The organism is Bradyrhizobium sp. P3_C3, from assembly GCF_056402655.1.
In genome coordinates, this window is record NZ_JBFUGY010000002.1 from 295,089 (window position 1) to 309,940 (window position 14,852).

Annotated in this window: 11 protein-coding genes; 7 read left to right on the plus strand and 4 right to left on the minus strand. The window is 63.4% G+C overall.

Going from position 1 to position 14,852, the window contains the following annotated elements; genetic code table 11:
* Positions 1–19 precede the first annotated feature (19 nt).
* On the minus strand, positions 20–2,611 hold the full coding sequence (locus AC1DW2_RS03935) for a CHAT domain-containing tetratricopeptide repeat protein (protein WP_477005280.1): 2,592 nt from the start codon (positions 2,609–2,611) through the stop codon (positions 20–22).
* Between the two features lie 78 nt (positions 2,612–2,689).
* On the minus strand, positions 2,690–3,424 hold the full coding sequence (locus tag AC1DW2_RS03940) for a HugZ family pyridoxamine 5'-phosphate oxidase (RefSeq protein WP_477005281.1): 735 nt from the start codon (positions 3,422–3,424) through the stop codon (positions 2,690–2,692).
* Between the two features lie 241 nt (positions 3,425–3,665).
* Here AC1DW2_RS03940 and AC1DW2_RS03945 point away from each other — a divergent pair, with 241 nt between their 5' ends.
* From AC1DW2_RS03945 to AC1DW2_RS03965, 5 genes are all read left to right on the plus strand, one after another.
* Entirely contained in the window at positions 3,666–4,367 is a 702-nt protein-coding gene (locus AC1DW2_RS03945) for a response regulator transcription factor (protein ID WP_477005282.1), read from the plus strand.
* Between the two features lie 117 nt (positions 4,368–4,484).
* Entirely contained in the window at positions 4,485–6,287 is a 1,803-nt protein-coding gene (locus tag AC1DW2_RS03950) for a stimulus-sensing domain-containing protein (RefSeq protein ID WP_166076171.1), read from the plus strand.
* A complete protein-coding gene (locus AC1DW2_RS03955; RefSeq protein WP_071916918.1) occupies positions 6,284–6,808 on the plus strand; it encodes an HPr kinase/phosphorylase in 525 nt (174 codons plus the stop codon). Before AC1DW2_RS03950 ends, AC1DW2_RS03955 begins: the two co-directional genes overlap by 4 nt.
* A 133-nt stretch (positions 6,809–6,941) precedes the next feature.
* The gene (locus AC1DW2_RS03960) at positions 6,942–7,343 is read left to right on the plus strand and encodes a PTS sugar transporter subunit IIA (RefSeq protein WP_007597752.1); all 402 of its coding nucleotides are present in this window, start codon (positions 6,942–6,944) and stop codon (positions 7,341–7,343) included.
* Positions 7,340–7,666 (plus strand): HPr family phosphocarrier protein, encoded by a 327-nt coding sequence (locus AC1DW2_RS03965; protein WP_063980739.1) that lies wholly within the window; start codon positions 7,340–7,342, stop codon positions 7,664–7,666. The genes AC1DW2_RS03960 and AC1DW2_RS03965 overlap by 4 nt, the downstream gene beginning before the upstream one ends.
* A 151-nt stretch (positions 7,667–7,817) precedes the next feature.
* Here AC1DW2_RS03965 and AC1DW2_RS03970 read toward each other — a convergent pair whose 3' ends face one another.
* Positions 7,818–9,443: a glycosyltransferase family 39 protein gene (locus AC1DW2_RS03970; protein WP_441499259.1), complete on the minus strand. Its 1,626-nt coding sequence runs from the start codon at positions 9,441–9,443 to the stop codon at positions 7,818–7,820.
* Between the two features lie 126 nt (positions 9,444–9,569).
* On the opposite strand from AC1DW2_RS03970, the gene lepA reads away from it, so the two are divergent.
* Positions 9,570–11,381 carry a translation elongation factor 4 gene (gene lepA, locus AC1DW2_RS03975; RefSeq protein ID WP_071916919.1) on the plus strand — a complete coding sequence of 604 codons (1,812 nt, stop codon included), beginning with the start codon at positions 9,570–9,572 and terminating at the stop codon, positions 11,379–11,381.
* A 406-nt stretch (positions 11,382–11,787) separates the two neighbouring features.
* Here lepA and AC1DW2_RS03980 read toward each other — a convergent pair whose 3' ends face one another.
* Positions 11,788–13,368 (minus strand): winged helix-turn-helix domain-containing protein, encoded by a 1,581-nt coding sequence (locus AC1DW2_RS03980; protein WP_477005283.1) that lies wholly within the window; start codon positions 13,366–13,368, stop codon positions 11,788–11,790.
* Positions 13,369–13,705: 337 nt separating this feature from the next.
* On the opposite strand from AC1DW2_RS03980, the gene AC1DW2_RS03985 reads away from it, so the two are divergent.
* Positions 13,706–14,710, plus strand: a complete 1,005-nt coding sequence (locus AC1DW2_RS03985; RefSeq protein ID WP_477005284.1) for an ABC transporter substrate-binding protein — start codon at positions 13,706–13,708, stop codon at positions 14,708–14,710.
* Positions 14,711–14,852: the final 142 nt, after the last annotated feature.

Below are 14,852 nucleotides of genomic sequence, written 5' to 3' on the forward strand. Positions count from 1 at the left end.
GCACAATCGCAGGACCGTCCTATCGTACCTCGCCTTCGCCGATGAGCGCGAACGGCCCCCACATCGCGGGATAGGCGTTGCGCGGTGACGAGGTGTCATCGACGTACGTTAACATCGCGCGGCGCAAGGCTTCGGCACGGCCGATTTTTGGTTCGTTCTTGAGCAGTTCGAAAGTCGACGTGGTCAAGCGGGTGGCAGCTTCCGAATCCACGGCCCAATGCGAGACCAGCAGCGCACGTGCACCCGCGTAGAAGAACGAGCGCGCCAGCCCCGACAGGGCCTCGGCGCCGGGCTTGTCGCCGGCGATGGTGTTGCAGGCCGACAGCACAACCCAATCCGCGTTAAGCTTGAGCTGAGCGACTTCACTTGCCGTGAGCAAGCCGTCATCCAGCTCCGTCGGCCGATCGGGAATGGAGAGTGCAAGCGAGGGCTCGCCCAATCCCTTGATATCGCCGGCCACGAGACCGTGGGTGGCAAAGTAGATGATGCTGTATTGAGCAAGCGCTGCACGCTTCAGCGTCGTTTCGCTGGCATCGCGGCCGAGATGGATGTCGGCCTCGGCCGCGCCGACATCCTTTGCTACCGCGTTCAACTCGTCCGCGGTATCCGGCAGTTGCGGCAGCGCCTGCGCAAGCCGCGCGCGATCGACGCCGGCACCGCGCCAAAAATCGCTATAGGCAATTGTTGCAATGTTGCGTGCAGCGACCTTGCCGCTTGCCGCGCGACGATCGGCCGGCCCTTCCAGCGCGGGATTGAACACGGGATCGCCAAAGCCGGTCATCGGCTTCACGCCCTGCTCCCGGCGCGCGACGGCACGCAGCGATTTCAGGCTGACCACCGAGGGCAGCACCGACACCGCCTGACGCCGCAACAGCCAGGCGGCGCTGCGATAGCCTTCGAGCGTGTCCGGGATCGCAGCTTGCGGCGTTTCCGTGACGAGCAGATGAAACGGCAACGCCGTCAGCGCGGCCGACGGCACCACCAGCAGGTTGCGCTTGTCCTTCGTCAGCCCTTCGACCGGGCCGAGAAGCGCGACATAAAGCTCGTTGGCGAGCCCGAGGTCGAACAACCCTGATTTGCCGGAGGCATCACGCGCCTTGCCGACATCGAGCCCCTTGCGGAAGGCAGTCACCTTCTGCGTCAGCGCGTCCGCGCCGAGCGGAATCTCCTTCCAGTCGACGCCTTCGCGCGTGATCGCGACGACATAGCTCTGCTTGTCGACGACGGAGTAGAGCACCATCGCCTCGTCGGGCGACAGCAAGGGCTGGATATCCTTGACCGCCAGCGGCAGGGGGTTGGAGAGCGACGCATAATCGGGAAACTCGACCGCGAGCGTCTTCTGCAAGCCCGTGCGCTCGTTCGCTATCGTCGCGATCCGCACCCGGCTGCGCTGCTCGGCCGCGACGTCGCGCTGGGCCGGTTGCTTCGACACCGCGGCGATGATCGCCTTGTCGAGCGCCTCGGACTCGGCCGCAAGATCCTGGTCCCGGCGCACGAGCTCGGCCAGCCGGTCGCTGCCGGCAGCAAGGCGCACGGCCAGCTTGTTCACGGCGGACGCGGCGGAGGATTGCGTGCCGCGCTGGATCGCGGCGAGCGCCTCGTCCAGCGCCCTGTCGTCAGGCAGCAGATATTGCTGCCGCGCGGCGAACAGAACCGGCAGCACGACGCGCAGTTGCGCGCGATTGGTCGCAAGCGTCTTTTCCGCGAGCGGCAGCGCATCGGCATTCCGCCCGGAGACGTAGAGGAAATAGGCGAGATTGCTGGTCGAGGTCGTAACGTCCGGATGATCGGGACCGAGCGCACGTTCGCGGATCGACAGCGCACGGCGATAGAGCGGCTTCGCATCGGCATAGCGCTGCTGGTGCTCGTAGAGACCGGCGAGATTGTTCAGCGAGCGCGCGACGTCGGGATGGTCCGGTCCCAGCACCTTTTCGCGGATCGCGAGCGAGCGCCGGATCGGCGCCTCGGCATCCGCATCGCGGTTGAGGTCGCGATCGAGCTGGCCGAGATTGTTCAGGAGCGTCGCGACCGCCGGATGCTCGGGGCCACCGGCCTTCTGGTAGATCGCGAGCGCGCGCTGAAACAACGGCTCGGCTTCGGCCTGACGCTGCTGCTTGACATAGTATGTGGCGAGATTGTTGAGGGACTGACCGACGTCGGGATGCTCGCGCGACAGCGCCTTCTCGCGCACGGCGAGCGCACGCTTGAACAGCGGCTCGGCCTCTGCAAGGCGGCTCTGCCTCTGATAGAGCGCGGCGAGGTTGTTCAGCACCGGTGCGATCTCGACACTGTCGAGACCGGTCCCCTTCTCCATCAGTGCAATGGCGCGCTTGTAGAGCGGCTCGGCCTGGTCGTCGTGACCCTGGTCGGCGTAGATCTGCGCGAGGTTGTTGAGCGCGCCCGCGAGATCACGATTGTTGGTGGTCTTCTCGAGAGACGCCACCATGGCCTGCGCCAGCGGCAGCGCCTCCGAATATTTACCTGCACTTCGGAGTGCGTTGATCCGCGCGCTCTCCGCGGCGAGACCCTTCTGGGCAAAGCTGGGCGTGGCAAGCGATGCGGTGATCGCGAGCGCCAAACCCGCAACCAGCGTCAAACGACGGCGTGTCATGAACCCTCTCGCTGCCGACTTCGAACCATTACGGTCTTGGGTCGCAGCGATGGGGGGCGGCGTTCAATTTGTTGCGCGCTAGTCCACCTTCGCGCGCGCTTCGCCAGCGAGGCGGACCAGCATCTTGCGCAGCGCCGTGCCGTCAGTCACCCGCTCCGGGAAGTCCAGCCTTAGCGCAGTCTGGCCATCCTGCATGTCGAGGCCTTCGGGGTCGCAGCCGGTGCAGCGCCAGTCGCCCTCCGCCGCGCCGAGGAGTTTTGTTGCATAGAGGCCCATGGCGTCGCGGTGGTCGGCATTCATGTGCGCGACCGCCCCCTCCTCTGCCGCCAGCAGATCCTCGGCACCTGTTAGGTCCGTCAGGAACTGCTTGGGCTTGAGATCGACGATGCGGCCGAAGYCGGCGACCAGATGGGTTCCCGTGGGCCGAATTCTGAAGAAGGAGAAATCCTTAAACGAAACAAAGGCTTCGGCCGATGGATGGGCATTGAGATACCGCCGCTGGAGTAGATCCTTGTCGGCATCGGCCTGTTCCGCCCGACCGGACAGCATGATTCGGGCGCCCTCCAGCGGATCGCCGGCCGCGCGCTCGTCCAGCATCAGGGAGACCCGGTGATCCGCCAGGATGTTCCTGGTGTGCACGGCCAGGCCCGAGATCAGCAGGATCGGCGAGCCGTCGGGGTGGCTCGCCAGATTGACGAGGGAGCAATAGGGATCGCCGCTGCCGGCCATCAGCGTTGCCAGCGCGCCCTGGCGCGAGCGCCTGAGCAGCGATTTGGCGAGCTTTCCGGGGTCGAAATCAAGGGTCGGGTGCATCGGCTTTCTCGGGTCAGGTGGTTGCAAGGGAGGTCTTTTTTCGGGTAAACGGGGGTCAGGTTAAGGGTCGAAACGCGGCGAATCTGCTGCGCTTCGTGGAACTTGGTCACACTTCAGCCCAGCTTGCATTGCTCGGTGACAAGGTTCGACCGCCGAATTCGGCACCCGTGTATGCGGCGCATCAGTGAATTGCTCGCCGTTTCAAGCCACGACCCAAACGGAAAGCAGAAAGCAGAGGCTCATGCCCACAATCGCTTTGGTCGACGACGACCGCAACATTCTCACATCCGTCTCGATCGCGCTGGAGGCCGAAGGCTATCGCATCATGACTTACACCGACGGCGCCTCCGCGCTCGACGGCTTCCGCACCACCCAGCCCGATCTTGCCATCCTCGACATCAAGATGCCGCGCATGGACGGCATGGAAACGCTGCGCCGGCTGCGGCAGAAATCCGACCTGCCGGTGATCTTCCTGACCTCCAAGGACGAAGAGATCGACGAACTGTTCGGCCTCAAGATGGGCGCCGACGACTTCATCCGCAAACCSTTCTCGCAGCGCCTGCTGGTCGAGCGCGTCAAGGCYGTGCTGCGCCGCTCKGCGCCGAAGGACCCGACCGTCGCGCCGAAGGAGAACRATGCCAAGGCGCTCGACCGCGGCCTGCTGCGCATGGACCCCGAACGGCACACCTGCACCTGGAAGAACGAGCCGGTGACGCTGACCGTCACCGAATTCCTGATCCTCCAGGCGCTGGCAACCCGGCCCGGCGTGGTGAAGAGCCGCAACGCGCTGATGGACGCCGCCTATGACGACCAGGTCTATGTCGACGACCGCACCATCGACAGCCACATCAAGCGGCTGCGCAAGAAGTTCAAGGTGACCGACAACGAGTTCGAGATGATCGAGACGCTCTACGGCGTCGGCTACCGCTTCAAGGAAGCCTGAGGCTCACGCGCCTTCACGAAAGACTGAGAGCATCGCCGGTTCTCGTTCCATCGGGACCGGGATGGCTCTAGGATGCGGGGACCCTTCGCACGAGATGTCCTAACGCGGGCGTAAGCATTGCTTGACCGAACGCAGCCTGACGAGAACCAGAATGCCGGGGATATCGCATCCGACGGCGTACCGGAGCACGTCGCCGACGACAAGCCGGCCGCGCAAGGTTGGCGGCCGTTCTCCTGGCTGACGCGTGCCGGTCAGTATTTCTTCGCGCTCTCCTTCTCGAGCCTGACCCGCCGCATCGTCTCGCTCAACCTCGCCGGCCTCGTCGCGCTGGTCGCGAGCATTCTCTATCTCTCGCAGTTCCGCGCCGGCCTGATCGACGCGCGTGCGCAGAGTCTGCTGGTGCAGGCCGAGATCATCGCCGGTGCCATCGGAGCGTCGGCGACCGTGCAGACCAACGCGATCACGGTCGATCCTGACCGCCTGCTCGATCTGAAGCTCGGCGACAGCTACGGCGAATCCGACGATTATTCGGCGCTGAACTTCCCGATCAGCCCGGAGCGCGTGGCCCCCGTGCTGCGCACGCTGATCTCGCCGACCAAGACGCGGGCGCGGATATTCGACCCCAACGGGACGGTGCTGCTCGACAGCCGCGACCTCGAGAACGTGCTGATCTTCCCGTTGCCGCCGCCATCGCAGAAGCCCGGCGTGATCGAGCGCGGCCTGACCTCGGTGCGCCTCTGGATCAACCGCGGTGACCTGCCGCTGTATCGCGAGCTCGGGCGCGAGAACGGCAATGGCTATTCGGAAGTGAGCGACGCGCTCCAGGGCCAGAAGCGTTCGATGGTGCGGGTCAATTCGCGCGGCGAGGTGATCGTTTCGGTCGCAGTCCCCGTGCTGCGCTCGCGCGCCATCCACGGCGCCCTGATGCTGTCGACGCAGGGCGACGACATCGACCAGATGGTCACCGCCGAGCGCCTGGCGATCCTGAAGGTCGGCGGCGTCGCTGCCGCGGTCATGATCATGCTGTCGCTGCTGCTCGCCAGCACGATCGCAGGCCCGGTGCGCCGGCTCGCCGACAGCGCCGAGCGCGTCCGCCGCCGCATCAAGGCGCGCATCGAGATTCCCGACTTCACCCGGCGCCGCGACGAAATCGGTCACCTGTCCGGCGCGCTGCGCGACATGACCAGCGCGCTCTACAGCCGCATCGAGGCGATCGAGATGTTCGCCGCCGATGTCGCGCATGAACTGAAGAACCCGCTGACCTCGCTTCGCTCCGCGGTCGAGACGCTGCCGCTGGCGCGCAACGAGACCAGCCGCGCGCGCCTGCTCGAGGTGATCGAGCATGACGTCAAGCGGCTCGACCGCCTCATCTCCGACATCTCCGACGCCAGCCGCCTCGACGCCGAATTGCAGCGCCAGGATGCGGTCCGAGTCGACCTGCGCCGCCTGCTGACGACGCTCGTATCCGTCGCCAATGAAACCAAGCTCGGCCATGACGTCGCGGTCGAAACGCGCTTCGAAGGCCGCGGCGCGACCGACGCGTTCTCCGTGACGGGCCACGATTCACGGCTCGGGCAGGTGGTCTCCAACCTGCTCTCCAACGCGCAGTCGTTCTCCGAGCCCGGCAGCAAGGTGCGCCTCACCTGCCGCCGTGTCCGCTCCGAGATCGAGATCGTGGTCGACGACGACGGTCCCGGCATCCGCGACGACGCGCTGGAGCGCATCTTCGAGCGCTTCTACACCGACCGTCCGCACCAGGGCTTTGGCCAGAACTCCGGCCTCGGCCTGTCGATCTCCAAGCAGATCGTCGATGCCCATGGCGGACGCATCTGGGCCGAGAACCGCCCGGGCCCGGCGGACGAGGACGGAGCGCCTACGGTTGTCGGCGCGCGTTTCGTGGTGAGGCTGCCGGCGCTATGAGCGGCGGTGGCCCCAGCGTTCACGCCTCCGCAGTCAAGGTCGGGACTCTGGCGGTGCTGATCCGCGGGCCCTCAGGCTCCGGCAAGTCGCGCCTTGCCTTCGATTTGATCATGGCGGGACGCGCCGGCGTGGTCGAAAGGGCCGTTCTGGTCGGCGATGACCGTGTCCATCTGGCGACAGTCGGCGATGAAATTGAAGTCCGCCCCGCGCCGCTGCTGGCCGGCCTGATCGAGATTCGGGGACTGGGAATCCGCCGCTGCGACTTCGTGGAGCATGCGACCGTCGGCCTCGTGGTCGATCTGGACGCCGCCGACGCAGAACGGCTGCCTGCGGCGGAATCGCTGAAAACTAGCATTTTCGGTGTCGAAATACCGCGAATCCCCGTCGGGCGCGACTATTCGCCCCTCCCTTTGGTTGTTGCGGCCTTGACCACTACCAAGAGTTCATCTTCCGTTAACCCTTCAGGCGATTGTTTGAAGGGAAATGGTAACCATATGAACCCCACTATCGCGACCGAATAGACCGGCGCAGCTCCCCTCATCCATCCGTCTAGTTTCAGGGAGATACGCAACATCCCCTCTTGCGCGGGGGCTCTGGATGGTCAAAGTGGCGCGTTCGTGCGGTGCACCAAAAGCGCCCGCGAGGAGTTTTCCGATGATTGGTCTAGTACTTGTGACCCACGGGCGCCTTGCCGACGAATTCAAGGCAGCGCTTGAGCATGTCATGGGCCCACAAAAGCAAATCGAAGCGATCACGATCGGTGCCGAAGATGATTCCGATCTCTGCCGAAGCGACATCATCGAGGCGGTCAACCGCGTCGATTCCGGCGACGGCGTCGCGATTCTCACCGACATGTTCGGCGGCACGCCGTCGAACCTTGCAATATCCTGCATGAGCCGGCCGAAGGTCGAGGTGCTCGCGGGCATCAACCTTCCCATGCTGGTGAAGCTTGCCAAGGTGCGCGAGGAGCGTCCGCTGCCCGACGCGATCGCGATGGCCCAGGAAGCGGGTCGCAAATACGTCACCATTGCCAGCCGCGTGCTCGCCGGCAAATGAGCGACGACGCGCCGCTCGGAAACCAGGCCGGGACAGGCGTGCCGGCGGGAGCCATTTCCAAAGACCTCCTGATCATCAACAAGCGCGGCCTGCACGCCCGCGCCTCGGCGAAATTCGTCCAGGCGGTGGAGCGCTTCAACGCGCAGGTGTGGGTGACGCGCGGCGGCGAGACCGTCGGCGGCACCTCGATCATGGGCCTGATGATGCTGGCCGCAGGACCGGGCACGACGATCACGGTCGCCGCCGCCGGTGACGATGCCCAGGCTGCGCTTGCGGCGATTACCGAGCTCGTTGAGAGCAAGTTCAACGAGGAAGGGATCTGAGCCACGCGCTCGGTGCCGTAGGGTGGGCAAAGGCGCGTAGCGCCGTGCCCACCATCTCGCGACAATCGCCATAGAAGTGGTGGGCACGCTTCCGCCGTCGCTCTTCGAGCTATGGCGGACAAGTCGCTTTGCCCACCCTACGACAGCTCGGTCACTTCGCCGGCGGCGCGATGTAGATATTCCAGCTCATCGACGGGCCGGCCTTGCCGTGGGTGAAGCGGCGCGTCGTCATCACGATGCGCTCGGCGTTCGGCGCGATCTCCGAGACCCATTTCTCGAACGCCGGCAGGCGGCCATCGGTTGGATCGAACACGCCGATGAAACCATACTTCTTGGCATCCTCGCGCGACGTCAGCCCGGAATCCCAGGCTTCGAGCGGCATCAACGCGGCCGGATGATCGGGGCTGTAGAACACCATCGGCTGGATCGACTCCATGGTGCCGGCGACGACCGCCCAGCGCGAGCCGAAACGCGTGTGCCAGGCCTGCGTCAATTCATGCGCCAACTCCGAGCGCGCGCCGTAGGTCGCCGTATTGCTGGCATTGGCCGCCATCTCGCGCGCGGCGATCCAGGGCGAGGCGGCGAGCGTGGCGACGCTGAGCACGAGCCAGATCACGGCGATGTTGAACAGGGCCGCACTCTGCACCCGCAGCGCCGGGATCGCGACCAGCGCCAAGGGCACCAGGAAGAACAGCGAGATGCCCCAATCGGTCTTCATGTAGATGCTGAAGGCCAGCGCGCCGAGCGGCGGGCCGACCGCGACGATGATCTGGATGATCCAGACGTTCAACGCCTGCGCAACATTGACGCCGGGATTGGCGCCACGCCCCCAGGCGCGCGTGACGATGCGTAACGGTGCGCGCAGCAGCAGCGTGAACCAATGCGGCACCAGCGCCATTGCGAGAGCGGCCAGCGCCACCGGCAACGCCAGCAGCGCCAAATTATGCAGGGCGTAGCCCGCCACGAGCTGATGGACCTGGCGGCTGTCATCGAGGCTGTAGGTATCGCCGGCATAGGTCAGCGGCACGAAATGCACGCCCGCAAGCCAGACGATGTGCGGGATCATCGCCACCACCATGGTCACGATCGCGACCCACGGCGCCGGCGACAGCAGGAATCGCAGCCGGTCGGGATGGATCAGCGCGGCAAGGCCGATGGCACCGATCATGGTCAGCACCCAGTATTTGGTCATCAGCGCCAGCGCGCCGGCGAGCCCGAACCAGATACCGGACTGCCAGGTCCGCTTCTCGAAGGCGTTGAGATAGGCGAGCACGAGCAGCGGCAGCGTGACGAGCTGGAGCAGGTCGGGGTTGTACTTGAAACCCTTGAAATTGAAGATCGGGTAGAGCGCGACCATCACCACGACCAGGAACGCGCGCCGCGCGTCCACGACGCGCAAGCTCAGCAGCCAGCAGATCACCATGCCGACGCCGACGGTCGCCATCGCCAGCGCATAGGTCGCCCAGTCCGCCGCCGGGAACACCTTGAACCAGAGGCCGGCGACCCAGCCCGACAGCGGCGGGTGCTTGCCGTAGCCCCACAGGAACTCCTGGCCCCAGCCATAGGCTTCTGCGACGTCCATGTGAACGTCCTGCGCTGCCTTGAGATTGATCAGGATGAAGGTCCAGAGCACCGCATGCAGGATGGCGAGCTGGATCACCAGCCAGAGCCGCGCTTCGGGCCGGATCGCGCAGGCAACCAGCCAGGCCCGGAAGCGGTTAAGGCTCACCCGGGCTTTTACGCGTGTTCGGGCGGAGGGGATCGAGGTCGTGGACATGAGCCTGGACATGGGCCGTTGCGTAGCGCGTTTTGGGCCCTCGTGGAATCAGCTTGGCGTGAAGAAAGGCCCTGAAAATACAGCAATATGGTTGCCGCACGGGGATGTGAGTGGTATCCCGCGCCCATGACGACCGTCCCCATTTCGAACATCCGCAACTTCTCCATCGTCGCCCATATCGACCATGGCAAGTCGACGCTGGCCGACCGCCTGATCCAGATGACCGGCGGCCTCACTGACCGTGAAATGGCGGGCAAGGAGCAGGTGCTCGATTCCATGGACATCGAGCGCGAGCGCGGCATCACCATCAAGGCGCAGACGGTGCGCCTCGCCTACCACGCCAAGGACGGCAAGGATTACATCTTCAACCTGATGGACACGCCCGGCCATGTCGACTTCGCCTACGAAGTCTCGCGGTCGCTGGCGGCCTGCGAGGGTTCCCTGCTGGTGGTCGACGCCAGCCAGGGCGTCGAAGCGCAGACGCTCGCCAACGTCTATCAGGCGCTCGACAACAACCACGAGATCGTCCCGGTCCTGAACAAGGTCGACCTTCCCGCGGCCGAACCCGAGAAGATCAAGCAGCAGATCGAGGACGTCATCGGCATCGATGCCTCCGACGCCGTGATGATCTCGGCCAAGACCGGCCTCGGCGTCCCCGACGTGCTGGAAGCCATCGTCACCCGCCTGCCGCCGCCGAAGGGCGACCGCGACGCGACCTTGAAGGCCCTCTTGGTCGACAGCTGGTACGACGTCTATCTCGGCGTGGTCGTGCTGATCCGCGTGGTCGACGGCGTCATGAAGAAGAACCAGCGCATCCGCATGATGGGCACAGGCGCGGCGTATGACGTCGAGCGCGTCGGCTTCTTCACCCCGAAGATGGAGCAGGTCGACGAGCTCGGCCCCGGCGAGATAGGCTTCATCACCGCGGCGATCAAGGAAGTCGCCGACACCCGCGTCGGCGACACCATCACCGACGACCGGAAGCCGGTCACCGAAATGCTGCCGGGCTTCAAGCCGGCGATCCCGGTGGTGTTCTGCGGCCTGTTCCCGGCCGACGCCAATGACTTCGAAACGCTGCGCGGGGCGATGGGCAAGCTGCGCCTCAACGACGCGAGCTTCTCCTACGAGATGGAAACCTCGGCTGCGCTGGGCTTCGGCTTCCGCTGCGGCTTCCTCGGGCTATTGCACCTCGAGATTATCCAGGAGCGGCTTTCGCGCGAGTTCGACCTCAACCTGATCGCGACCGCGCCAAGCGTGATCTACAAGATGCACCTGACCGACGGCCAGGAGATCTCGATCCACAATCCCGTCGACATGCCCGACGTGGTCAAGATCGCCGATATCGAGGAGCCCTGGATCGAGGCCACCATCCTCACTCCCGACGAATATCTCGGCAGCGTGTTGAAGCTGTGCCAGGACCGCCGCGGCGCGCAGAAGGAGCTGACCTATGTCGGCTCCCGCGCCATGGTGAAGTACGATCTGCCGCTCAACGAAGTCGTGTTCGACTTCTACGACCGCCTGAAATCGGTCTCGAAAGGCTACGCCTCGTTCGACTATCACCTGACCGACTACAAGGTGGCCGATCTCGTCAAGATGCAGATCCTGGTCAACAACGAGCCGGTCGACGCGCTGTCGATGCTGGTGCATCGCACCCGCGCGGAGGGGCGCGGCCGCGCGATGGTCGAGAAGATGAAGGAGCTGATCCCGCCGCACATGTTCCAGATCCCGATCCAGGCGGCGATCGGCGGCAAGGTGATCGCGCGCGAGACGGTGCGCGCCCTGCGCAAGGACGTCACCGCGAAGTGCTACGGCGGCGACATCACGCGTAAGCGGAAACTTCTGGAGAAGCAGAAGGAAGGCAAGAAGAAGATGCGGCAGTTCGGCAAGGTCGACATCCCGCAGGAAGCCTTCATTGCCGCGCTGAAGGTGGATAGCTGAGGCGAGTGCTCGGGCCACTCCGGACCTGACGAGATTGGGGTCCGGCCCGGATATCGGGGCCGAAAACAAAATTCGCGAAAACAACCCCATGCACCGTAGCCGGGCCCTTGTCGGCATTGGGCTTTTTCGATTTTACGAAATCGATTTGACCCGTCGGGCAAAACAGGGGCATGATGATATCATGGCAGCGGGTGTGCAGCAGGCGTCCATCAGGACGCACCTTCTCTGCCGCCGACCGATTGGCAACCTCTGAATTCGATATCCAGGCGCCACGTCGGTGACGGCTTGCGTCGGCTACTGGCCCGTCAACCGACCTGCCAGGCGTTTGTCCTCGAAGACTGCTTTTGACCCTAAGCGGAGTTCGATCGGCGCTCTTGCCAACTCAGCAGTCAACTGGCCGCCGACATCATCCCTCCGGTACTCCGGCAATGTGCATTCCCTTAACAAAGCGCTTGATTCCTGCGACGAACGTCGCCTCGCCGCTCACTGAAACGCCTTTGACGCGACGGATGGTAAACGCTGGATCGAGCGAAAGTCCCGTTTTCGCCGCGACTTGCGCCTCGTCCAGCCTTCCAAGAAGTGCGAGCGCTGCAGCGTATCCGAAATGCAAGAGCGGATAGTTTCGATTGGCTTCGATTCCTCGAGCAAACCAGACCGCTGCTTCAGCGTCGGCAGCGATCAGCAGCTTGGCAAAGGCCGCCGTATTCATCCATCGAAAGGCGGAGATATCGCGAGGGGACAGCCGCAGCGCTTCATTGATGTGGGACTCCGTATCCGCAGCGCAACCCATATAATTTTTGGCGACGCCCAGCATCTCGTGAGCGTCAGCCAAATTGCGGTCCAGGGCCAAGGCTCGCTCGCACTCAGCCATGCCTCGGGCCACGCGATTCGTACAGATGAGTACGACGGCTAAGGTGAAATGAGCCCAGGCATGGTCCGGAGCGAGGCACAGCGCCCTCAGCACTTTTGTCTCTGCCGCTGTCAGATGTTCGTGGGGATGGTCGGTTAGGAACAACACTCCAAGTGCGGCCTCGACCGTCGCCGTCCAGCTCAAGGCGTCGATATTGTTGGGATCAATCGCCAAGGCTTGTTCAAAAAAAAGGCGAGCTTCTGCCAAATATTCGGGTGTCAATCCTTTGTTCCAGGAATAGCGGCCCTGGAAATAGAGATCGGCAGCATCGGGATTCAGCGTTCTTGCCGCGCGCCGCGACTCTGCGACAACGAGTTGGACGTCTAGAGTCCGCGCAATCCTGGCTACGATTTCGTCCTGCATATCGAGCAGATCGGCGAAGGGCTTGTCGAAGCGGTCGGCCCACAAATGATTGCCCGTCGTCGCATCGATCAATTGAACATTCACCCGGAGACGATCGTCGCAACGCTGCACCGAGCCTTCGAGCGCGTAGCGAACATTCAACTCACGACCAATCTGCCTGACATCGACCGATTTGCCTTTGTAGGTGAACGCGGTGTGTTGGCCGATGACAAATGAGCCGCTGATGCGCGATAAATCCGTGGTGAGGCTCCCGGTCACACCATCGACAAAGTAGTCCTGCTCGGGGGCGCTGCTGAGGTTCGCGAAGGGCAACACGACGATGGAAAGACGAGGTGGTGAAAGCGACCTCTGCGCTGCATCATTGTTCTGCGCCACATGGCCAAAGGGGACGGTTATGGGCCTTTGCGCCTCCTGCACTGTGCCAACAAAGCGGAAACCCTTGCGGGGCATCGTCTTTATCAGGCGCTGTTTCTCGCCCGTGTCGCCAATTGCGCCGCGAGCTGCATTCATGCGCGTCGTGAGCGCGGCATCCGAGACGATACGACCACTCCAGACCGCACCGAGAAGATCGTCCTTGCTGACAACCCGTTCCCTGTTGCAAATGAGGTATAGGAGCAAGTCAAACGTCTGTGGCGCAGTCGCAATCAGCTCGGCTCCGCAGCGCAGCTCGCGCTGGTCCGTGTCCAATACGTAGTCCTCGAAGAGATAGCGCAACGCCGTCTTCTCCGCCCGATAGACCACATTTCATCGCGAACGCGCTCATCGCGGAACGACACCAAGAATAGCCGGAGACGAGAGAAAAGTAAGCTGTTCGTTCAGGGATGACCGACGGCGGCCGATATGGAGCGGCTAGGCACTTCCGCTCGTGCCCCATCGCTTCCGTTGACGCGGTGCAGCTATGTCGGGTGATGGCGGCAGAGCGGAAGTTTGCCCCTGAGCGCCAAACCGACGCTTTTGACCCAACCCGGACATCGCAGAGCCACCTTTGATTTTCAGTATGGCCTTTTAGACGCTAAGATGCGTTGACMTAGACTCTGGCTAGGGGGCGAACATGCGGCGGCGTGCTTTTCTCGGTGCCGTTTGTGGTGCGGTAGCATTGCCGCGGCTGGCTGCGGCGGCGGAGAGCGCCAAGAAGAAACGTCTTGCTATTTTCGTCCCGTCAGAGCCGAGCGCGGACTGGCACGAGCTTAGCGGGAAAAAATATCCTCGAGCCCTCTTCGCCGAGCTGCGACGGTTGGGACAGATCGAGGGACAAAACCTCAAAGTCGAAAGTTATGGACGAGAGCAAAACACGTCCGGCCTCGAGGCCTTGGCGACGGAAATCGTTAGCAGCAACCCGGACGTCATTCTCCTCGGTGGTCCTGGCGCACTCATCTTCAAAAAACTGACATCGCGTATTCCAATCGTAACGATAACTGCCGACCCCGTTCGACTGGGGATTGCCGAAAGTCTGGCTCGCCCGGGCGGAAATTTTACGGGAGCCAGCATCGACGCCGGTCCATCAATTCATGGAAAGCGGATTGCACTGCTGCGCGAAATCTTTCCTTCAATATCAAAACTTGGCTTGCTCGCTCTTCACATCCAATACAGCGGGCTCGTCGAGGGTTCGCCTATCCCCGCAGCGGCCCAGGAGGCTGGCCTACCTATCGCGGCGTCGCTACTGGATGTTGGTGCTCAAGAAAATGACTGGCGGGCAGCGGTAGAGAGCCTTTCCGGCGAAGGCGCAAATGCAGTCATGGTGGTCGACTCCCCTGAAACTTTTCAAAACAGCGCTTTGATCGCCAAGTTGCTGACCGACGCGAGACTTCCGGCGATTTTCGCGTTCACCGAATCCGTCGAAGCCGGGGGCCTAATGGCCTACTCCTTTGATCTAGTCGAATTGTATAAGCGCGCGGCCAACAACATCGACGCAATTTTCCGCGGAGCAAAAGCTGGCGATATTCCATTCTACCAAGTGACCAAATTCGATCTGTCCATCAACTTGAAGACGGCCAGGCAGCTGGGCCTTTCCGTCTCTCCTGCACTCTCGGCCAGTGCCGACAAGGTCATCGAGTGAACAGGTCCGGTTATGGCCCGCGGGTGACATGCCCGCGCAGTCTGACGATTTCCGTTCACAGGGGCAGACCGGAAGGGAGCGGCACGCGGCCATCGTGACGCGATTGATCCGAAGGCGACACACGGCGAGCTTCAACTTCGGG